Source organism: Chromatocurvus halotolerans, from assembly GCF_004340525.1.
In the GTDB taxonomy this organism is placed as follows: domain Bacteria; phylum Pseudomonadota; class Gammaproteobacteria; order Pseudomonadales; family Halieaceae; genus Chromatocurvus; species Chromatocurvus halotolerans.
This window is the reverse complement of the sequence record NZ_SLWX01000015.1, coordinates 39900-59519: the sequence shown is the minus strand read 5'-3', so window position 1 is coordinate 59519 and position 19620 is coordinate 39900. Positions and strand designations below refer to the sequence as shown.

Below are 19620 nucleotides of genomic sequence, written 5' to 3'. Positions count from 1 at the left end.
CATGGCGTTCAACTATGCCTAGAGACGCAGCCGCCACGGGAATAAAGATCACGCAGCCCTGACGACTGGCTGTTACTGGCGCTCGCAAGAAGGCGAGAGTCCCGATACCATCTGGGGTTTTGGTGGCCGGCGGATCGCGCCCACGCCCTGTGCAAAGAGGCGTGCCATGATGCTCAAGGGAGACACGGTTGGAATCGGCGACAGATTACCTGGCACGGCTGCAAAAGCAGGCCCCGAACGCGCAGCACTGGGATTGGGAAGCCACGCTGGCGCGAAGCTACAGCCAGCTTCTTCAGCCCGGCGCCGTTGTGATTGATGTTGGCGCCCATACCGGCAGGCATGTCGACTGCTTTCGGCACCCCGTTCGCTGTGCCCGTATCTACGCCGTGGAACCCCAGCCTGAACAGGCCAGCTACTTGCAGACGCGTTACCGAGATGCCGTGGATGTACAGGTAGTGACCCGTGCACTGGGGGCGGAGGCCGGCACGGCACGCTTTACCGTCAACAGCGCCGCACCGGAAGAGAGTGGACTGCGTCGACGCCACTACAACGATGAATCCTCGGCGAGGATACGGGAAATCGATGTCGACGTCGGCACCGTCGACCAGCTGGTGGCGGACGAACAGCTGAGCGCCCTGCACTTTATCAAGGTTGACGTTGAGGGCGCCGAGATTGACGTTCTGCAGGGGGGCAACGCCGCTATACAGCGGTTCCGGCCTCTTCTGGCCGTCGAGTATGGCTCACCCTCCTTCAGCGTGTACGGGCGCCAGCCGGGAGACCTGTTCGAGCTCGCGGCATCCATGGACTACTGCATCATGGACCTGCTGGGCCACCGCTGTGTCGACCGTGCCGATTGGCTGTCGTTGGTGGACGCGTATTACTGGGACTTCCTGCTGGTGCCCAGTGAAAAGGCAGAGCAGGTGAGCCGGCGTCTCGACTCGCACGCCTGGCCCGTGCCCGCCGCCGCGCAACACCGTCATGCGACAGGCGAGGGTACGCGGTGGTGGCAGCGCCTGCGCCACGCACTGCGCCCCGGGCGGGGTCGAGCGGACATTGAGGCGGCCTACCGTGAGGTGCTGAGTCGGGCGCCTGACGCAGCTGGCCTTGAGCACTACCATGCGCGGCTGCTGGCTGGGCAGCTGGATATTCGGGGCATCAAGGCAGAACTTCGCGCATCGGATGAGTACGCGGCGCGGCAACAACACTCAGCGCACTGACAGAAAGGTTACCTATTCATGAATGATTGGACCGCCGGGTATCGGGCAGACATTACCTATACCCATGGCTATTACCCCGAGCTCAATCCTGCGCGCATGGCCCTGCCCTTGCTGAAAGCGGGAATTGTGCCACCGTCAGTCACCAACGCCTGCGAGCTGGGGTTTGGCCAGGGAGTCAGCATCAATGTACACGCAGCCGCCGGCGCTGCCCGCTGGTACGGCACAGACTTCAACCCGGCACAGGCCGGCTACGCCCGATCGCTAGCGGCAGCCGCAGGTAGCCCCGCAGCGCTGCATGACGAGGCGTTCGAGCAATTCTGTCAGCGGGATGACCTGCCCGAGTTCGACTTCATTGCGCTGCATGGCATCTGGAGCTGGATCTCGGACACCAACCGTCAACACATCGTGGATTTGCTGGCCCGCCGGCTGCGGGTGGGCGGCGTGCTTTACATCAGTTACAACACCCAGCCGGGATGGGCCGCCTTCGCGCCCCTGCGTCATCTGCTCCACGCGCATGCAGAAACGCTGGCGGCCCCGGGGCGCAACATCGAGGATCGCATTGGCGATGCCATCGGCTTTGCCGAGCGACTGATGGACACCAACCCGGCCTACGCCCGGGCCAACCCGCAAATCGCGGAGCGCCTGAAAAAGCTCAGGGAACAGAACCGGCAATACCTGGCCCACGAATACTTCAACGCCAGCTGGCAGCCGATGCATGTCGACACGCTGGCCGACTGGCTGGCACCGGCCAGGCTCACCTTCGCCTGCTCCGCCCATCCACTTGACACCGTTGACAGCATCAACCTCACCGACGATCAGCAGCAACTGCTGCGGGATATCCCCGACCCGCTTCTGCGCGAGAGCACCCGCGATTTCATGGTGAATCAGCAGTTTCGGCGCGACTACTGGATAAAGGGCAGGCGTGAGCTGGACGCGCTGACCCGGCTGGAGGCTCTGCGTGACCTGTCGGTGGTGCTGGTAACCCCCGCCGACGACGTGCCGCTCAAGGTCAATGGAGCCCTCGGCGAGGCAACGCTCACGGAATCCGTGTACGCCCCCGTCCTTCGCCAGCTGGGTGATCATCGGCCGCGCCGCCTCGGCGAGCTGGAAACCTCACTGGCGGATCATGGCCTTAACCTGCCGCAGCTGGTGGAGGTGGCAACGATACTGTCGGGCGCGGGGCATCTTCATCTGGTGCAGCCCGACACCCGTGCCACGACAGATAGCTGCGGCAAGCTCAACCGGGCATTGATGAAGCAGGCACGCGGCGCTGGCAGCGTGGCGCATCTGGCAAGCCCGGTCACCGGCGGCGGATTGAGCGTCGGTCGCTTCGCCCAGCTGTTCCTGCTGGCTCGTGAGGCCGGCTACCAGACGCCCAAAGACTGGGCTCATTACGCCTGGGATCTGCTCAACGCGCAGGGACAGCGGCTGGTCAGAGACGGCGCACCGATTGAATCGGCGCAGGACAATCTGGCGGAACTGGAGGCACAGGCGCTCACCTTTGACGAGAAAGCCCTGCCGGCGCTGCTGGCACTCGGGGTGGCGGTATGAGCGAGTGGACAGCGGTTTCCCGATCAGCGCATGCCGACGCGGCGTACCTGGCGCGCAGCGATTATGCCTTCGCTGCGGCGCAGAAAGTGGTCCCGGTGCTGATGGCGGAGCTGCCGCGGCTTATGCCGCATTATGTACTGGCCTTCATCCGCGATGCCGAAGTCATGACGCCGGTCGCATTGCTGACTTTGCCGGGGGCCGGCAACCTGTACGTCAACACCGATGGCCAGTGGCTGGCCGAGTATGTGCCCGCGGCGCTGCGCGGTTATCCGTTCCGCCTGCTGCCAACGACGGAGGGCCAGGGCGAGGAGGTGTTCTGCATTGAAAAAACGCACCTTTGCAGCCCCGATGAGGGCACCGCGCTTTTTGATGCCAGTGGCAACCTTACCGCCAAGGCGCAGGAGACCCTGGATTTTCTCACCCAGTGCGCCGCCAACCGGAAAGCCACACTGGCCGCCGCCGCGGCACTGGCGTCCGCTGGCGTGCTCGCGCCCTGGCCGCTCAAGGTCGCCGCGGATGAAAACGCCGACCCGGTGATGCTCGAGGGGCTGTGGCGCGTCGATGAGACCGCGCTGAATCAACTGCCGGCGGATGCCTTTGCAGCGCTGCGCGACGGCGGCGCACTCGCACTCGCCTACACGCAGATGCTGGCCGGGCAGCAGTTCCGGCACCTCAAAGACCGCGCGCGTTTTCATGCCGCCCGGACGCAGCCGGCAGAAGTCGACCTCGAATCGCTGTTTGGCGACGGCGACGACGAGCTCAGTTTTTCCTGACGCGGGCCGCGCGCCCCCTGGCGTGGGGGTGTTTACCCACCTGGCTTCGCGATACACTGCGTCCCCGGTGCCACCACCATTCAAAGCCAGTCCGAGGCCGTTTTGACCGAGAAGCCAAAAACCGACCTGCAGAAGGCGTTGCAGCAGTGCCGCGATTCCTTTTTTGCGGTTGGCGTGTTCAGCATGTTCAGCAACCTGCTCATGCTCGTGCCCGCGTTTTACATGCTGCAGGTATACGACCGCGTGGTCACGAGCGGCAGCCTGCCCACCCTCACGATGCTGACCCTGATCGCCATGTTCCTGCTCGGCACGATGGGCGCGCTGGAGTGGGTGCGCTCGCGCATTCTGGTGCGCGTCAGCGCCCGGCTGGAGGCATCCCTGAGCCCGCGGCTCTACGATCTGTGTTTCAAGCGCGCCCTGATGAGCGGCACAGAAACCGGCAGCACGCAGCCTTTGCAGGATCTGAATGGGCTGCGGCAGTTCCTCAGCGGCAACGGCCCCTACGCGTTTTTTGATGCCCCCTGGCTTCCCGTTTATCTGCTGATCATGTTCCTGTTCCACCCGTTGATTGGCGTACTCGGCGTGGTCGCGGCCATGCTGCTGATAACCCTGGCCATCGCCAACGAGCGCCTGACATCGCCACCGCTGTCCGAGGCAAACCGCGAACACAGCACAACCTCGGCCGCCACCACCACCAACCTGCGCAACGCCGAAGTCATCGCCTCCATGGGCATGCTGGAGCGCCTGAGAAGCCGCTGGTCCGAGCGCAACCAGAGCGTGGTCTATTACCAGGGGCTGGCCAGCGACCGCGCCGGCATCTTCACCGCCGCGTCCAAAACCCTGCGGCTTGCCGTGCAGTCGCTGGCGCTTGGTCTTGGCGCCTATCTCGCCGTGCAGCAGGAAATCTCCCCGGGCACCATGATTGCGGGTGCCATCCTGCTGGGTCGGGCGCTGGCGCCGGTGGACCAGATGATCGGTGCCTGGAAAGGCTTTGTCTCCGCCCGCGGCCAGTACCAGCGTCTGAATGAGCTTCTCGACAAATTTCCGGCAACGGAGTCCGGCCTCACGCTGCCCGCGCCCGAGGGCGCCATCAGCGCTGAAGGTGCCGCCATCGTCCCGCCGGGGGCGCGTACGCCAGTGGTGATGGGAGCCACGTTTGCCATTGCGCCGGGCGACGCCGTGGGCGTCATCGGGCCAAGCGCGGCCGGCAAGTCCACGCTTATCCGCGCCATTATCGGCATCTGGCCAACCGCTGCCGGGGCCGTACGCATCGATGGGGCCGAGTCCACGTCTTACAACCGGGAGCAGCTGGGCCCACACATCGGCTATCTGCCCCAGGACATTGAGCTGTTCGACGGCACGGTGGGCGAGAACATTGCCCGCTTTGGTGAGCTGGATGCCGAGCGCATTGTGCAGGCGGCTCGCGATGCCGGTGTGCACGAGATGATTCTGCAGTTGCCCAACGGCTATGACACGGTCATCGGCCAGAGTGGCGGCGTACTGTCAGGTGGCCAGCGCCAGCGCATTGGCCTGGCACGGGCGCTGTATGGCGAGCCCGCCATCGTGATTCTGGATGAGCCCAACTCCAACCTTGATGACCAGGGCAATGCCGCGCTGCAGCAGGCGCTGCGCAAACTGAAGGAACGCGGCTGCACGCTCCTGATTATCAGCCATCGCACGGCAATTCTCAGTGAGGTCGACAAACTGCTGCTGATGCGCGAGGGACGCGTCGCCGATTTTGGCCCTCGTGATACGGTATTGACCCGCCTGAAGGGGCAGACCGAGGGCCTGAAACTGGCAAGCCCGGCGCCCCGCCCGGGCGCAAACACAGCGCCGCCATCGACCACGGGGCAGGGCTAAGGGCATGAGCGAACCCACACAGCAAGAGCAGTTACCCAGCACCACCACGGACGCCCCGGCCAACCTCCCGGTCGCCGAGACCTCGGACGCCAGCCCACGGCGCATTGGCACAATAATCGTGCTGCTGGTGTTCGGCGTTTTCGGCCTGTGGTCCGTGCTCGCCCCGCTGGACAGTGCGGCACTGGCACCGGGCGTTGTCGCCGTACAGGGCCATCGCAAGGCCGTGCAGCACCTTGAGGGCGGCATTGTTAAACAGATTCATGTCCAGGAAGGCGAGCGCGTCCAGGAAGGACAGCCGCTACTGGAGCTTGATGCAACGCAGTCACGGGCAGAACTCGGCATTGTGATGGGGCAGTATTATGCCGCCCGGGCACTCTCCGACCGGCTTGCCGCTGAACGCGCTGGCGTGGACGACATTACCTTTTCGCTGGAGCTTGAGGTCGACGATGAGCGGGCGCGCGAAGCCAGGCTGAATGAGCGCAGCATTTTCGATGCACGACGGGATGAGCGGCTCGGACAGATCAACGTGTTTGAACTCCAGATAGAGCAGCTGGAGGCCCAGATTGAAGGGCTGCAGGCGCAGCTCGAGGGCAAGCGCACCGTTGCCAGGCTTCTCGACGAGGAAATTGTCGACCTCACCGCCATGCTGGAAGAGGGCTTTGTCGACAAACAGCGCCTGCGGGAATTGCAGCGCACGCGCTCCACCGTCCTTGGCGAAATTGCCAATCATGAGTCATCCATCGCGGCTTCACGCGTCCGCATCGGTGAGGCGCGGCTGGAAATTCTGCAGCTTAACCGCACCTTTGTGAAAGACGTGGCCGATGAAGCCTCGGAGACGCAGGCAAAGCTCTTTGACCTCACGCAGCGACGCATCGCACTGGAGGATCGCACACGCCGCGTGATACTGCGGGCGCCCGTCTCTGGCCTGGCCTTCGGCATGAACACCCATACCATCGGCGGCGTCGTGAAACCCGGCGACACGCTTCTGGAAATTGTCCCGGAGAACGATGAGCTGATTGTGGATGCCAGAGTATCGCCGGCAGACATTGACCGGGTAGAAATTGGCACACAGGCGGAAATCCGCTTCAGCGCGTTCAAAAACACGTATACGGTGCAGGGAACACTGGTCAAGATCTCCGCAGACCGCCTTGTTGATGAGCAGACCGGCAATCCCTATTACGCCGCCGATGTCGCCATAGAGCGCGCGGGACTCAGCGAGCGCCTGAACGGTGGTCAACTGCTTCCGGGCATGCCCGCCGAAGTGCTGATCAAGACCGGCGAACGCACACTGCTGCAATACCTGATAACGCCTGCCAGCAATATGCTGGCACGCTCCCTGAACGAGGACTGACGCGCCATATGGTTCTTCGCCTCGCGCTGTTTTTTCTGGCGCTGCAAACCAGCGTTGCCGCCACCGCCATGGATACGCTGCTCGACGTGTACGGACTGGCGCTGGAAAATGACCCCAACATCAACATTGCGCGCCTGCGCGTCGAGGGCGGCGAGGCGGGCAGTCAGATTGCGCGAGGTAGCCTGCTGCCACAGGTCACTGCCAGCGGCCAGTGGACAGACAACCAGGTCGCGTTTGATGATGCCCAGGGCACCCGACAGAATTTCCCGGGCGAGCGGCGCAATATCCAGCTGCGGCAGATGCTGTTCAACTGGCAAAGCATTTCCGCCAGTCGGCGCGCCAGTCGCGTTGTCGATCAGCGGGAGAATGAACTGCTCGAGGCACTCGGTCAGCTCTCCATCGACGTGTCTGAACGTTACCTCAATGTGTTGCTGGCCGATCGCAACGTCGAGCTGCTGCAGGCCGAAAAGACGCTGGTTGAAGAGCAGCTTGAAGAGGCAACTGCGCTTTACGAGCGCAAGCTTGCCCGCATTACCGACCTGCTGGAAACCCGTGCCCGCGTCGACACCGTGCGCACAGAACTGATCGACGCTGAAAACGAGGCCGCGCTGGCGCGGGAGGAAATTACCGCACTCACCGGCACGGGGGTAGCGGCGCTCGCAGATGTGAGGGAATCGGCGGAGTTACCGCCACTGTCGGGCGATATAAAAACCTGGGAAGCCCGTGCGGTGTCTGATAATGCGCTGCTGCTGAGCAAGCAGGACGCGATAGAGGCCTCGCGCATGAGCGTTGAAGAGCAGCGCGGTGGACACCTGCCAACCGCAGATCTGGTGCTCAGTTACCAGGAAGCCGACGTTGGCTTTGATAACCTGCAGTCGCCGCCGCGTGAAGTGGAATACATTGGCATTGAAGTAAGCATACCGCTGTTTCGCGGCGGTGCCACGCGCGGACGCATGCGCGAGGCCTGGTCCAATTACTACATTGCACAAGAGGAAGAAACGGCCGTGCGGCGCGAAGTGCTCAAACGCGTGCGCAGCGCCTGGCTTACCACCACGGCGGCGAAGCGCCGCGTGGAGGCAAGCAAGCTCAGCGTCGAATCCGCCAACACCTCCTATGAGGCCATGCGCAAGGCGCGTGGCCTGGGAAGCGCCACGTCAGCCGCCGTGCTCGAGGCCCTACACAACCGCACTCGGGCCCAGCGTGACTACTGGCAGGCCGTGTATGGCTATCTCTTCAACTGGTTGAGCCTTCAGCGCGAGGCCGGTGCCCTGGATGCCGACGTTTTGCAGCAGCTCGACGTGCTGCTGTCGCAATGACCAGAGAGCTGGCAAGCCTTATGCGAGATCAGGCGGGCGCAGTCCCCGAGGGCTGGGCATACACGTCCAGCACCCCGTCAACCTCCCCCTCAGCCGCTACCCGCGCCTCCTCCAACAACACCGCCCGCCCACACAGCTGCCGCACCTGCTCCGCCATATGCGACACCAGCACCACCGTCTGATCCCCACCCACCTTGTCGCGCATGGCCGTTGACGCCTTCTGCCGGAAAGCGGCATCGCCCACCCCCAGCACTTCATCAATCAGCAACACATCCACATGGGTCATCAATGCGGTGGTGAACCCCAACCGCGCACGCATGCCTGCAGAATAGGTTTTCACCGGCTCGTCAAAGGAATGTCCGAGCTCGGAAAACTCCTGAATATCAGCAAGATACCCCTCAGCCTCACGCTTCGTCGCGCCCTGCAACATCGCGGAAAGCAGCGCATTATCCCGCCCGGACAGCGAGGGCTGAAAGCCCAGTCCAATGGTGAGCAAGGAACAGCTGATGCCCGGCCGGCGCCACACGGTTCCCCGCGAGGGCGCCAGAATACCCGCCATCAGCCGCAGCAGGGTGGTCTTGCCGGCGCCGTTGCGACCAATAATGCCCAGGGTCTCGCCGCGGTGCAGCTTGAGGGACACGCCATCGAGCACCCGGTGCACGCCGTGCTCGAAGTTGTCCTTGCGGGCATGGTAACTGTGGTAGACATCCACCAGCTCCAGCATTACCTCGCCACGGGCGACGCCAGCGCCAGCGCTGGAGACGCACCTGTCGCCAGGCGCGTCCCCGACAGCGCCCGCCACCCTTTGCTGGCCCTTCTCTACGCTCACGCCGTAATCGCCTTCAGTGCCATGCGGGCCTTCGAGTCGATAAGGCGGCTGAGATTCTGGCTGAGGGTTTGTCTGAGCGGCATGCGGCTGTCTGCGTCGATTATAAAGCGCATGTTACCAGCCTCAACTGCACTTCCCACCCCTACATCGTACAAACAAGGCCGTACAACTGTCGTGGAGCAATTTGAGACGCTGCCTGGGAATGCAAAATAGGTGACAGAAAGGCTGAGCCGGCTTTCACGCTGGCAAATAACGTTTCCGTGGAGGTGCACTTTCCATCAGATGCGGCCATCGGCTTGCCGGGGGCCTCTTCTCTGTTCCATGCTCTGATTTCGAGCGCCCAAAAAACGCCGACCAGCACCGCCACGGAGGGCGCGATGGCCAGCCAGCACCACGATACCGGCTACAAGGAGCTCTTCAGTCACCCGGAGTTTGTGCAGCAGTTGGTTGAGGAATTTGCCCCGCCCAGGATCGCCGCGCTAATGGACTTTACAACGCTGCAGATCCACTCCGGCAACTACATCACACCGCTATTTGAGGAGAAGTTCGAGGACGTGGTGTGGTCGGTGGCGATCCACTCGCAGGGAATGGAAACCAGGGTGTACCTCTACATGCTGTTGGAATTCCAGTCCAGCCTGGACCGGCGCATGCCGCTCCGGCTGTTGCACTACGTGGCCTGTTTCTACGACAACCTGCTGAAGTCAGGCGCCACCACCGCCGGCAAGGGACTGCCGCCGGTACTGCCGATTGTGCTCTACAACGGCTCGCGGCGCTGGACCGCCCACCAGGACATCTACAACATGATCCGGCCGGAACCACCGGAGTTCCTGCGAGTGTATCAGCCCCACCTGCGCTATTATCTAATCGATGAGGGGAGCTATACTGGCGAAGAGTTACGTGCCCGACATTCGCCCTTGAGCGGCGTGTTTGGCATCGAAAACGCCTCGCAGGACCTGGATTCGCTGCAGCAGGCTGTGGATCGGGTAATTGCCATCATCCGCGCAGACCCGAACAAGGAGCGCACAGACGCGATAATCACCCGCTGGCTGAAGCGTCACCTGCAGCGGCTGGGGGTGAGTGTAGACCTGGATCAACTGAACAGTGTCGTGGAGCAAAAAGATATGCTGGCGAAAAAATGGGGGTACCTGGGTGAGAAGGAGCGGCGGGAAGGTCGCCTTGAAGGTGAGCGACGCGTTCTGCAGCGGCAGCTGGCCCGCCGCTTCGGCGAGCTGCCGGACTGGGCTGCGAAGCGGCTGGAAACCGCTTCCGCCGAGCAGCTGGAGGCCTGGGCCGATGAAATTCTGGTGACGGCGAGTGTTGAGGAGCTGCTTGGGAATGCAAAATAGGCTATCGAAAGGCTGACCCGGCTTTTACGCTGGCAAAAAAATCTCCGCGGAGTCGTTTTTTGGTGATCAAGAACGCCAGACAGTGACCAAAAAACCGCCCAGATCGCATGGCGCCTGCAGCTGCGGCAAATTGCGAGAGTGCGACGAGAGTGCGACGAGAGTGCAGCGAGAATCTTTCCGACAGCCTGCACGTGTTACACGTTTAGTGGAGCTGCGTAAAAACCTCGGGGTGTTGCTCCGCAATACGCAACAGAGCCACGGCCGGGCCTTGCGGTTCACGGCGACCTTGCTCCCAATCCTGGAGCGTACGCATACTGACACCCAGTAAACCAGCAAATGCCGATTGCGACATGTTGAGTTTTGAGCGAATGACTTGCGGAGCTGAGGGTTCCGAAAGCTCCGTGGCTTTTAATTCAACCTTGCCCTTCTTGTACTGCTGGATTTCTCTGATGCCATCCAATATCTCAGCACCGATATCTCGTTTAACCGGGACCTGTAACAGCTATATTGGGTCGTCCCTGCCCTGGCTTGCACATTGCATTGGCGTTTCCGCGGAGGTGCACTTTCCATCAGATGTGGCCATCGGCTTGCCGGGGCCTCTGCTCTGTCCCATATTCTGATTCTGAGCGCCCACAAACACTGACCAGCAGGCGCCAGGGCACCCTTGGATACCGCTCGCGCACTTCAGTAGGAACATGTGTTGCCGCTTCGCCGATTAGCTCGAGGTTTCGCAATGTTGCATCGTACGTGATGCCACTCGACACGAAGCCTGTTTTGTCGTAGCCCTCAGTGTATGTAAGGACTCGCTCTGTAAAACCAATCATATCGTCAAGATAGAACATCCAGGCTCGACTGCTCTCATCCGACACGGATCAGCTCTCGTTCAATATAGGGGCGGAGCTCTGCTCTCAAGGCCTTGTCCGTCACCAGGTCAACCGGACACCCCAAAAGATCCTCCAGGTAGAACAACAGACCGAAATAACGCGCCGAAGTCGCCGGCCCATCAAAGGCCACAAGGACATCCACATCGCTGCGTTCACCGGCCTCATCGCGAGCGGTAGACCCAAACAGGCTGAGCCTGGTGACACCGAAGTCGTCACGCACCTCGCCCATGCTTTTCTTGAGCAACGAAAGTACTCTGCGTTTTTCCATGCCTTGCTCCCAAGCCCCACCCAAAGAGGCGCCAAAGAGATGTCAGGCGATTTGTGCAGTATACCCTTGCAACTGCTTGCTTAACGAGGAGGGACACAGGACTTTCGGTAATGCCCAGTTCCCGCTGCGTCATGTGCCGAGACTATCACCGCCGTCAGCGGCTTCCGCGGAGGCGCACTTTCCAACAGATGTGGCCATCGGCTTGCCGGGGCCCGCTCTCTGTTCCATATTTCCTGTAGCAGTTGGTTGAGTGATTTGCCCCGCCCAGGATCGCCGCGCCAATGGACCGTACAACGTTGCAGATCCACTTCGGCAACCACATCACACCGCTATTTGACGACATCTAGAAGATGATCCGGCCGGAACCACCGGAGTTCCTGCGAATGTATCAGCCCCACCTGCGCTATTATCTAATCGATGAGGGACGCTATACTGACGCGCAGCTGGCTGCCCGACATTCGCCCTTGAGCGGCGTGTTTGGCATCGAAAACGCCTCGCAGGACCTGGATTCGCTGCAGCAGGCTGGGCCCGCCGGATGGCCCATCCATTCGCCGTAATCTGCGTGAATGCGACAAAGGCGCGTATGTCGCTTGTGGGCTCAGGTCACGCCGTAATCGCCTTCAGCGCCAGAAACTGCCCACGCCGCTGCATTACGCGAACCATCAGCAGCGCCACCGCCAGGGAACCCAGGCCAATCGCAAGCAGATGCCCGCCCGCCGGCGCCACACCATGCATCAGCACCTGCCGGTACGCATCCAGCATGAACGCCAGCGGATTCACGGTCAGCACGGTCTGGATCATCGCCGGATCGGTGAGGCTGCGCACGTCCCAGAACACCCCCGAAGTAAACATCAGAAAGATCATCCCCAGACTGATGAACATGCTGAAATCAAACGCCAGACACACCAGAAATGCGCCGATCAGCGACCCCGCCACAATCATCAGGTAGCTCACCAGCATCAGCGGCAGCAGCCACAGCCAGCTGGCGCTGACGCCGTAGCCGTTCATCCACAGCACAACAACCAGCAGCAGGAATACCGAGGCCTGTTTGTATAGCCCTTCATGAATGGTGGCGAGCGGAAACAGCGCCTTGGGAATGTCGATCTTGGCGATCAGCCCCTGCGCCAGCACGATGCTGCGGGAGGCCTGGTTGATGGACTTGGAGAACCAGATGAACACCAGCTTGCCGCACATCAGGAACACCAGGAAGTTTTCCTGCCGGTTCTGCAGAATGATCTCGAACACCACGTAGAACACGGCCACATAGAGCAGCGGCTCCAGCACCCACCAGATATACCCCAGGAAATAGCGGGACGCGTCGGCCTTGAGCGACATGCGGGCCATGGTGTCCATCAGGCTGAGGGTGTGGCGGAGTGTCATGCGGGCATCTGCGGCAATGGAGGCGCAATGTTACCAGCCCGCGCTGTACTTCCCACCCCCACGCCGTACAATTGCCGGCATGAGAGCCGCACGCCCCAGAAAGCGCTTTGGCCAGAATTTTCTGGAAGATGGTGCCATTGTCAGCCGCATTGAAAGTGCGGTAGCGCCGCGCACCGATGATCGCGTGGTGGAAATCGGTCCCGGACGCGGCGCACTCACCGAGGCGCTGGTCAGCAGCGGCTGCTACCTGGACGCCATCGAGCTGGATCGCGACCTCACCGCCGGCCTGCTGGCGGCCTTCAGCATTTACCCCCGCTTCAAGCTGCACAGTGCCGATGCGCTCGAGTTCGACTACGCGGCGTTGCTGAATGACGGGCGCAACGGCGAACGCGACGAGCGCCTGCGCGTGGTCGGCAACCTGCCCTACAACATCTCCACCCCGCTGATTTTCCGGCTGCTGGAGAACACCGCCATCATCGAGGACATGCACTTCATGCTGCAGCTTGAGGTGGTGAAGCGCCTCGCGGCCCAGCCCGGCGGCGGGGACTGGGGGCGCCTGGGCATCATGGCGCAGTATCACTGCTATGTGGAGCACCTGTTTGACGTGCCACCCAGCGCCTTCAACCCACCGCCCAAAGTGCAGTCCGCCATCGTGCGACTCACACCCTGGCGCCACTCGCCCTACCCCGCAGTGGATGTGGAGACGCTGCGCAGCACGGTGCAGGCCGCCTTTGCCCAGCGCCGCAAGACACTGCGTAACAACCTGAAGGGCATCGCCACGGATGCGCAGCTCAAGGACCTGGATATAGACCCGGGCGCCCGCGCCGAAACACTGCAACTCACTGATTTCATTGCCATAGCGAACCAACTTCATGACTGAGAAAGCCTTCGACCCTGACAACGTCACCGTCGACGTCCGCACCACCTACCTGCCCTCGCACTCCAGCCCGGAGAGTGGCCAGTTCACCTTTGCCTACACCATCGACATCACCAATTTCGGCAGGCAGCCGGTGCAGCTGCTGTCCCGGCACTGGCAGATCACCGATGGCAACGGCGACGTACAGGAAGTGCGCGGCGACGGCGTGGTGGGCGAGCAGCCGGTGATCGAGCCCGGCACCCACTTTCGCTACACCAGCGGCGCCACGCTGCCGACGCCAGTGGGCTATATGCAGGGGGAATACACGATGATCGTGCACGATGGCGGCGAGATGGACCCGAAAGAGCAGCCCGCCTTCGAGGTGCCCATCCGCGCTTTCACCCTGCACACGCCCACGGCGCTGAACTGAGCAGCTGGGTTGAGCGGCTAGGCTGAGAGAGACGCGGGCGTGAGCACCTGGGCCGTTGGTGATCTCCAGGGCTGTCTGCAGCCGCTGCAGTGCCTGCTGGAGCGGGTGAACTTCAACACCGACCGGGACATGCTGTGGTCGGTGGGGGATATCGTCAATCGCGGTCCGAGCTGCCTCGACACCCTGCGCTGGTTCCACGAGCGCCGGGACAATATCCGCATGGTGCTGGGCAATCACGATCTGCACCTGCTGGCCGCCGCCGCGGGGCACAAGACGCTGTCCCGTAGCGATACCCTGGCGCCGATTCTGGCCGCGCCCGATCGCGACACCCTCCTTGACTGGCTGCGCCAGCGGCCGCTGCTATGGCAGGAGCACGGCGTGACGATGGTGCACGCAGGGATTCCGCCGCAGTGGTCGGTGGCTGAGTCGGCGGCGCGGGCGCGGGAAGTGGAGGCGGTGCTGCGCGGTGACTGTTATGAAGACTTCTTTGCCGCCATGTACGGCAACTCACCGGATATCTGGAACGACGCCCTGACCGGCAACGACCGCCTGCGAGTGATTACCAACTACTTCACTCGCATGCGCTACTGCACGGCCGAGGGCCGGCTGGACCTGGTGAGCAAGGGCCCGCTGCACGACCCCGGTGAGCCCGCGGCCAGCGATCCCGGCCTGCGCGCCTGGTTCCAGCACCCGCAGCGCCGCGCCGCGAAGGACCGCATCGTCTTCGGCCACTGGGCGTCCATTCAGGGCCAGACCGGTGACCCCAACGCGATCGCGCTGGATACCGGCTGCGTGTGGGGCGGACACATGACCCTGTACTGCCTGGAGACGGGGGAGCGGGAGAGCTGTCGGTGTCGGGATGGGGTGGCTGGCTAAGCGCTGTCAGGTTCAGACAGCGGTTACTGAAGCGAGCTGGCGATGCCGTGAATCCAGGCTGACGGAGAGATGACAGAGATTCCCGCAGGCGGTTTCTCCTGCAGCAGGCGATCTCCGGTGATCAAGGCACTCCCCGGAAAATCATGGAGCAGTTCCCAAAGATGATCATCATTGCGATCCGGCGCGTGTGGTGCGGCAGCCGGCTCGCGCCATATTCCGTTGGCGGTAAGCTCGACCAGTAGCTGATCGACGTCGGCTACCACCAGCCCGTGCAGCGCGGTCAGCTTTGGCCGCAGTAACACAGCGCGATACTCCGCAAGCAATGCTGGCGATAGCAGATAGAGCAACTGGCCGGACAACATTGCATCCAGAATAACCACCACCGGACTCTCTTTTGCGCCCGTAATCAGCCCGGCGACCACTACGTTGGTATCAACGACTACAGGCGGCCTCACCGGTCGCGCGCTACATGCGTCTCGTCGACCGCCACCGCCATTGCCTCATCGTCACTCAACTGCGAACGCTCACGGGCCTGTGCGACCAGGACCCGCGCGCTCGCCGAACCCTGAATGCCACGCAGACGCAAGCTTTCATCAATAATCGACGCAATTGAACGCCCCTGCCGCGCCGCTGTTTCCTTGAGGGCACGATGCATCTCATCATCAAGGGTGATTGTCAGACGGCTCATGTTGACGACTTCCAGCTAAACACCAAACAAGCATAGCAGCTTATCACCAAAGCACCAAAGCATCATATGCCCCGGACAAGACCGATGGCGGCACGGCTCACGCTGTGCGCCCGGAAGCACGGCGAGCACAGCGTCAGGATCAGGTTCCGCCCGATACCCCCTCGCAAATGCTGCCATCGGGCTTCACAATGGCATCATTACCCGGGACACGACCCGACTGCCAGAGGACAACGCCGTGAAAACGCGTCTTACCCCACTACTGCTATTCTTTTTCTCCGTCTCGGCCTTCGGCTGGGGCGCAACGGGGCACCGGGCTGCGGCCGGGATAGCCGAGCGCTACCTGTCGCCGGAAGCGCGCCTCGCGATAGCGGACATCCTGGGCCAGGAGACCCTGGTGGAGGCGTCCACCTGGCCGGACTTCATGCGCTCGGACCCCTCCGAATTCTGGCAGCGAACCGCCAGCCCCTGGCATTACGTGACGGTGCCGGAAGGCAAGACCTATGAGGAAGTGGGAGCGCCGAGGGAAGGGGATGCCTACAGCGCCTTACAGAAGTTCTCGGACGATCTGCGCGCGAAGGGCACCTCGGCGCAGGACCGGGCCCTGGCGCTGCGTTTCATCGTGCACATCATTGGCGATCTGCATCAGCCGCTGCACGCGGGCAACGGCACCGACCGCGGCGGCAATGACGCGCGGGTCACGTATTTCGGGCAGTCCACCAACCTGCACCGGTTGTGGGACAGTCAGATCATTGACAGTGAGCAGCTCGCCTACAGCGAGTGGGTGGAGTGGCTGGACAGAAAACTCTCGAGCGAGGAGTTTCGCGCATGGAACGACCCGGACCCGCTGGTGTGGATTGCCGAAAGCGCCGCGCTACGTGACCGCATCTACCCCGAGGACCCTGACCTGGGCTGGGATTATCGCTATGCCTGGACCAGCACGATCCAGCGCAGGATCTCCCAGGCTGGTGTGCGCACTGCCGCTTATCTCAATGCCTTATTTGACGGTGGTGCTGTGGGCTCAGGTCCTGGTAGGAGCTGATCTCGAGATAGAGCGCCAGAATTGATCAACAAATGCGATTTGCTACGCCTCTTTTACTCCTGAATAACAAGTGCACACGAAGGCCACGAAAGAGCGTCCTTCACGTATACTTAAATCCATGGACACCCTCACCGCGCTCAAACGACTTGATCTCTGGGACAGACAGGGACGTTACGTGTTTGCTCGCGCAGACCTCGCGAAGATTTTTCACGAAGACCACCCTCGCGCCCTGAAGGCCGGCCTGCAACGACTGGTAACAAAGGAAATTCTGCTGCGCCCGGTGCGTGGGGTGTATGTTTACGCGCGCAGCCGCAGCGCGGGCAGCGACACCATAGAGCACGTTGCCAGGGCGCTGCGTCGGGGCGACTACAATTATGTCAGCCTGGAATCGGCCTTGAGTGAATACGGGGCGATTTCCCAGATTCCGGTAGACCGGTTAACCGTAATGACCACGGGACGCAAGGGCGAGTACCGGACGCCCTTTGGTACTATCGAATTTACCCACACCAAGCGTGAGCCGATCGACATCCTGCCGGGCATTCGTGACGTTGGCAGGCCTCTGAAGTTGGCGACCCCGGCGGCAGCCTGGCGCGACCTGAAGAGAGTGGGCAGGAACACCCATCTGGTGAATGAGCAGGAGTTGTCAGCCCGTGGCTGAACCCGTCAACAAAGCGGACCTGGAGCGCCTGACCGCATTGGCCATGAGCGAGCCTGGCCGCGGCCACATGCGGCCAGTGATTCAGAAAGAGTTGCTGCACTACGATATTCTCTACTGCCTGGACAATGCCGGCCTGCTGGACCGGCTGACCTTTCAGGGAGGAACTGCGTTACGTCTGTGCCACAATTCTCCCCGATTCAGTGAGGATCTGGACTTCGTCGGCGGCAGTGGCTTTAACAGGCAACAGCTAGAGCCAATAAAGGACTGTATCGAACATTACATTGGGCAGCGCTATGGGCTGGAAGTCAGCGTCAGAGAACCGCAGGACCTGAGATATGAGCGTGAATATGCCGATCTGAAAATCGACAAATGGCAGATCGCCGTCACCACCTCCCCGGCGCGGAGGGATATTCCCCGACAGCGCATCAAGCTGGAGGTCGCCAATATCAACGCCTACTCACGCGAACCTAAAGCCTTGCAGCTTAACTACAGATTCCTGCCAGACGGCTACAGTGACACCCTTGTACTGACGGAAACTCTGGACGAGGTAATGGCCGACAAGCTGGTATCCCTGGTCAATACCACCGGCTACGTGCGCCACCGCGATATCTGGGATTTACGCTGGCTGAAACAGCAGGGCGCGAAAGTGCGCGCTGACTGGGTCGCGAACAAGATTGCCGATTACCGCATTGAAGACTACCCGGATAAGCTCGCGCAGATGTCTGACCGACTACCTGCGATCGTTGAGGACGCGGTATTTCAACGGGAGATCTCTCGCTTCGTTCCCCAGGAGGTGTTGCAGCGCACGTTGCAGAAACCGAAGTTCAAGCAGCACCTGATCGCCGAAGTCTCTGCCTTATTGCAGCAGGTGCAGGACTCTCCTGCGGTCAAACCAGTCCGTTGAGCTGTCGACGCCAAGCCGGAAGACACCCCCGCCGAACTGGATCCCCAGGTGGCTGCTCATGTCATTGCGATAGCCGGACCGTTTTCACCGCTGGCTGTCATACTGCCAGCTTTAACTCCATCAACGCTGCCAGCTGGTAGACTCCCCTCATGCAAACCTACCTGGTCGGCGGCGCGGTCCGCGATGCACTCCTCGGCGTCCCCTTCCACGAGCGGGACTGGGTTGTCGTTGGCGCCACACCCCAGGACCTCCTCGATCAGGGCTTCACACCTGTCGGCAAGGACTTTCCGGTCTTTCTGCATCCGGAGACAAAGGAGGAATACGCCCTCGCGCGCACCGAGCGCAAGCAGGGCCACGGCTACACGGGCTTTGCGGTGCACTTCGAGCCCTCGGTCACGCTGGAGGAGGACCTGCGCCGGCGCGATCTCACCATCAATGCGATTGCCCAGCATCCCGACGGCACCCTGATCGACCCCTACGGTGGCCGCCGCGATCTGGAACAGCGGGTACTGCGCCACGTCAGCGAGGCCTTCGTGGAAGACCCGCTGCGCGTCCTGCGCACGGCCCGCTTTGCCGCCCGCTACGCGCCACTCGGCTTTCGCGTCGCGCCGGAAACCCTCGAGCTCATGGCCACCATCACCGAGCAGGGCGAGCTGGCACACCTGGCGATGGAGCGGGTCTGGGTGGAGACAGAGCGCGCCCTGCGCGAGGACGATCCCGCCACCTATTTCCGCGTGCTGCGCGACTGTGGCGCTCTCGCTGCGCTGTTCCCGGAAGTCGACGCGCTGTTCGGTGTGCCGCAGCGGGCGGAATACCATCCCGAAGTCGACAGCGGCGTGCACACCCTGATGGTACTGACCCAAGCCGCGCGCCTGTCGGACAGAAGCGAGGTACGCTGGGCCGCCCTGCTGCACGATCTCGGCAAGGCCGACACCCCCAGAGACGAACTGCCACGGCACATTGGCCACGAAAAGCGCGGCCTGCGGCGGGTCAATACCCTGTGCGATCGCATCAAGGCCCCCAATGCTCACCGGGAGCTCGCCCTCACTGCCTGCGAATACCACCTGCTCGCCCATCGCTGCCGTGAACTGACCGGCAAGACCCTGCTCAGGCTGCTCACCGCGACCGGCGCCCTGCGTCCGGAAGGGCGCTTCGACGCCTTTCTCGCGGTCTGCGAGGCCGATGCCCGCGGACGGATGGGCAAGGAAGACGCGCCCTACCCGCAGGCCGACTACCTGCGCGAGGCACGAGATATTGCGGTGGGCATTACGGCGAAGTCTTTTGTCGAGCGGGGTTTGCAGGGCAAGGACATCGGGGAAGGCATTGCTCGGGAGCGTGTGCGGAGGCTGGAAGCGTTTCGGCGCAGGTAAACGTTGAGCTAAGTCAAACCAGAC

At 62.2% G+C, this 19620-nt stretch carries 22 protein-coding genes; 15 read left to right on the top strand and 7 right to left on the bottom strand.

The genetic code is table 11. The features are described 5' to 3' along the window. Positions 1-188: 188 nt before the first annotated feature. The 6 genes from EV688_RS14155 to EV688_RS14130 all read left to right on the top strand — a co-directional run bounded on the left by EV688_RS14155 (position 189) and on the right by EV688_RS14130 (position 8068). Positions 189-1217: an FkbM family methyltransferase gene (locus EV688_RS14155; RefSeq protein WP_117319327.1), complete on the top strand. Its 1029-nt coding sequence runs from the start codon at positions 189-191 to the stop codon at positions 1215-1217. 18 nt (positions 1218-1235) lie between these two features. Further along, positions 1236-2768, top strand: a complete 1533-nt coding sequence (locus EV688_RS14150) for a class I SAM-dependent methyltransferase (protein WP_117319328.1) — start codon at positions 1236-1238, stop codon at positions 2766-2768. Beyond that, complete coding sequence (locus EV688_RS14145) at positions 2765-3541, top strand: SapC family protein (protein ID WP_117319329.1); 777 nt, start codon at positions 2765-2767, stop codon at positions 3539-3541. The genes EV688_RS14150 and EV688_RS14145 overlap by 4 nt, the downstream gene beginning before the upstream one ends. A gap of 102 nt (positions 3542-3643) precedes the next feature. After that, positions 3644-5401, top strand: a complete 1758-nt coding sequence (locus tag EV688_RS14140; RefSeq protein ID WP_117319330.1) for a type I secretion system permease/ATPase — start codon at positions 3644-3646, stop codon at positions 5399-5401. Positions 5402-5405: 4 nt separating this feature from the next. Continuing rightward, complete coding sequence (locus tag EV688_RS14135; protein ID WP_117319331.1) at positions 5406-6752, top strand: HlyD family type I secretion periplasmic adaptor subunit; 1347 nt, start codon at positions 5406-5408, stop codon at positions 6750-6752. Between the two features lie 8 nt (positions 6753-6760). Beyond that, positions 6761-8068 (top strand): TolC family outer membrane protein, encoded by a 1308-nt coding sequence (locus tag EV688_RS14130; RefSeq protein WP_117319332.1) that lies wholly within the window; start codon positions 6761-6763, stop codon positions 8066-8068. Positions 8069-8096: 28 nt separating this feature from the next. Here EV688_RS14130 and EV688_RS14125 read toward each other — a convergent pair whose 3' ends face one another. Further along, positions 8097-8897: an ABC transporter ATP-binding protein gene (locus EV688_RS14125; RefSeq protein ID WP_240624441.1), complete on the bottom strand. Its 801-nt coding sequence runs from the start codon at positions 8895-8897 to the stop codon at positions 8097-8099. 377 nt (positions 8898-9274) lie between these two features. On the opposite strand from EV688_RS14125, the gene EV688_RS14120 reads away from it, so the two are divergent. Then, entirely contained in the window at positions 9275-10243 is a 969-nt protein-coding gene (locus EV688_RS14120; protein WP_117319334.1) for an Rpn family recombination-promoting nuclease/putative transposase, read from the top strand. A gap of 202 nt (positions 10244-10445) precedes the next feature. Here EV688_RS14120 and EV688_RS14115 read toward each other — a convergent pair whose 3' ends face one another. The 3 genes from EV688_RS14115 to EV688_RS14105 form a co-directional block, all read right to left on the bottom strand. Beyond that, positions 10446-10703 (bottom strand): helix-turn-helix domain-containing protein, encoded by a 258-nt coding sequence (locus EV688_RS14115; RefSeq protein WP_240624442.1) that lies wholly within the window; start codon positions 10701-10703, stop codon positions 10446-10448. 109 nt (positions 10704-10812) lie between these two features. After that, positions 10813-11067: a HepT-like ribonuclease domain-containing protein gene (locus tag EV688_RS17925; RefSeq protein WP_424282684.1), complete on the bottom strand. Its 255-nt coding sequence runs from the start codon at positions 11065-11067 to the stop codon at positions 10813-10815. A 34-nt stretch (positions 11068-11101) separates the two neighbouring features. Beyond that, positions 11102-11395 (bottom strand): nucleotidyltransferase family protein, encoded by a 294-nt coding sequence (locus tag EV688_RS14105; protein ID WP_117319337.1) that lies wholly within the window; start codon positions 11393-11395, stop codon positions 11102-11104. Between the two features lie 383 nt (positions 11396-11778). Between EV688_RS14105 and EV688_RS17480 the strand changes: the two genes are divergently transcribed. Beyond that, complete coding sequence (locus tag EV688_RS17480) at positions 11779-11952, top strand: hypothetical protein (RefSeq protein ID WP_162883989.1); 174 nt, start codon at positions 11779-11781, stop codon at positions 11950-11952. A gap of 46 nt (positions 11953-11998) precedes the next feature. On the opposite strand, the gene EV688_RS14100 is transcribed toward EV688_RS17480, so the two are convergent. Continuing rightward, a complete protein-coding gene (locus EV688_RS14100; protein ID WP_240624443.1) occupies positions 11999-12775 on the bottom strand; it encodes an ABC transporter permease in 777 nt (258 codons plus the stop codon). Between the two features lie 79 nt (positions 12776-12854). On the opposite strand from EV688_RS14100, the gene rsmA reads away from it, so the two are divergent. Genes rsmA through EV688_RS14085 form a run of 3 tightly spaced genes read left to right on the top strand, consistent with a single transcriptional unit; the run spans position 12855 to position 14937 of the window. After that, positions 12855-13655 (top strand): 16S rRNA (adenine(1518)-N(6)/adenine(1519)-N(6))-dimethyltransferase RsmA, encoded by an 801-nt coding sequence (gene rsmA / locus EV688_RS14095; RefSeq protein ID WP_117319370.1) that lies wholly within the window; start codon positions 12855-12857, stop codon positions 13653-13655. Beyond that, positions 13648-14061 carry a Co2+/Mg2+ efflux protein ApaG gene (apaG, locus tag EV688_RS14090; protein WP_117319338.1) on the top strand — a complete coding sequence of 138 codons (414 nt, stop codon included), beginning with the start codon at positions 13648-13650 and terminating at the stop codon, positions 14059-14061. The genes rsmA and apaG overlap by 8 nt, the downstream gene beginning before the upstream one ends. Positions 14062-14100: 39 nt before the next feature. Next, positions 14101-14937, top strand: a complete 837-nt coding sequence (locus EV688_RS14085; protein WP_117319339.1) for a symmetrical bis(5'-nucleosyl)-tetraphosphatase — start codon at positions 14101-14103, stop codon at positions 14935-14937. Between the two features lie 23 nt (positions 14938-14960). Here EV688_RS14085 and EV688_RS14080 read toward each other — a convergent pair whose 3' ends face one another. Continuing rightward, entirely contained in the window at positions 14961-15392 is a 432-nt protein-coding gene (locus EV688_RS14080; protein ID WP_117319340.1) for a putative toxin-antitoxin system toxin component, PIN family, read from the bottom strand. Continuing rightward, positions 15389-15625: a ribbon-helix-helix protein, CopG family gene (locus tag EV688_RS14075; protein WP_117319341.1), complete on the bottom strand. Its 237-nt coding sequence runs from the start codon at positions 15623-15625 to the stop codon at positions 15389-15391. The genes EV688_RS14080 and EV688_RS14075 overlap by 4 nt, the downstream gene beginning before the upstream one ends. A gap of 235 nt (positions 15626-15860) precedes the next feature. On the opposite strand from EV688_RS14075, the gene EV688_RS14070 reads away from it, so the two are divergent. The 4 genes from EV688_RS14070 (at position 15861) to EV688_RS14055 (ending at position 19596) form a co-directional block, all read left to right on the top strand. Next, on the top strand, positions 15861-16664 hold the full coding sequence (locus tag EV688_RS14070) for a S1/P1 nuclease (protein WP_117319342.1): 804 nt from the start codon (positions 15861-15863) through the stop codon (positions 16662-16664). A 118-nt stretch (positions 16665-16782) separates the two neighbouring features. Next, positions 16783-17322, top strand: a complete 540-nt coding sequence (gene abiEi, locus EV688_RS14065) for a type IV toxin-antitoxin system AbiEi family antitoxin (protein ID WP_117319343.1) — start codon at positions 16783-16785, stop codon at positions 17320-17322. Next, positions 17315-18226 (top strand): nucleotidyl transferase AbiEii/AbiGii toxin family protein, encoded by a 912-nt coding sequence (locus EV688_RS14060; protein ID WP_205686717.1) that lies wholly within the window; start codon positions 17315-17317, stop codon positions 18224-18226. The genes abiEi and EV688_RS14060 overlap by 8 nt, the downstream gene beginning before the upstream one ends. A gap of 149 nt (positions 18227-18375) precedes the next feature. Further along, on the top strand, positions 18376-19596 hold the full coding sequence (locus EV688_RS14055) for a multifunctional CCA addition/repair protein (RefSeq protein ID WP_117319345.1): 1221 nt from the start codon (positions 18376-18378) through the stop codon (positions 19594-19596). Positions 19597-19620: the final 24 nt, after the last annotated feature.

Coding starts and splice junctions, on each gene's coding strand:
- EV688_RS14145 (WP_117319329.1), top strand. CDS start 2,765: ATGAGCGAGTGGACAGCGGTTTCCCGATCAGCGCATGCCGACGCGGCG.
- EV688_RS14105 (WP_117319337.1), bottom strand. CDS start 11,395: ATGGAAAAACGCAGAGTACTTTCGTTGCTCAAGAAAAGCATGGGCGAG.
- EV688_RS14120 (WP_117319334.1), top strand. CDS start 9,275: ATGGCCAGCCAGCACCACGATACCGGCTACAAGGAGCTCTTCAGTCAC.
- EV688_RS14130 (WP_117319332.1), top strand. CDS start 6,761: ATGGTTCTTCGCCTCGCGCTGTTTTTTCTGGCGCTGCAAACCAGCGTT.
- abiEi (WP_117319343.1), top strand. CDS start 16,783: ATGGACACCCTCACCGCGCTCAAACGACTTGATCTCTGGGACAGACAG.
- EV688_RS14100 (WP_240624443.1), bottom strand. CDS start 12,775: ATGACACTCCGCCACACCCTCAGCCTGATGGACACCATGGCCCGCATG.
- EV688_RS14055 (WP_117319345.1), top strand. CDS start 18,376: ATGCAAACCTACCTGGTCGGCGGCGCGGTCCGCGATGCACTCCTCGGC.
- EV688_RS14075 (WP_117319341.1), bottom strand. CDS start 15,625: ATGAGCCGTCTGACAATCACCCTTGATGATGAGATGCATCGTGCCCTC.
- EV688_RS14150 (WP_117319328.1), top strand. CDS start 1,236: ATGAATGATTGGACCGCCGGGTATCGGGCAGACATTACCTATACCCAT.
- EV688_RS14135 (WP_117319331.1), top strand. CDS start 5,406: ATGAGCGAACCCACACAGCAAGAGCAGTTACCCAGCACCACCACGGAC.
- apaG (WP_117319338.1), top strand. CDS start 13,648: ATGACTGAGAAAGCCTTCGACCCTGACAACGTCACCGTCGACGTCCGC.
- rsmA (WP_117319370.1), top strand. CDS start 12,855: ATGAGAGCCGCACGCCCCAGAAAGCGCTTTGGCCAGAATTTTCTGGAA.
- EV688_RS17480 (WP_162883989.1), top strand. CDS start 11,779: ATGTATCAGCCCCACCTGCGCTATTATCTAATCGATGAGGGACGCTAT.
- EV688_RS17925 (WP_424282684.1), bottom strand. CDS start 11,067: ATGATTGGTTTTACAGAGCGAGTCCTTACATACACTGAGGGCTACGAC.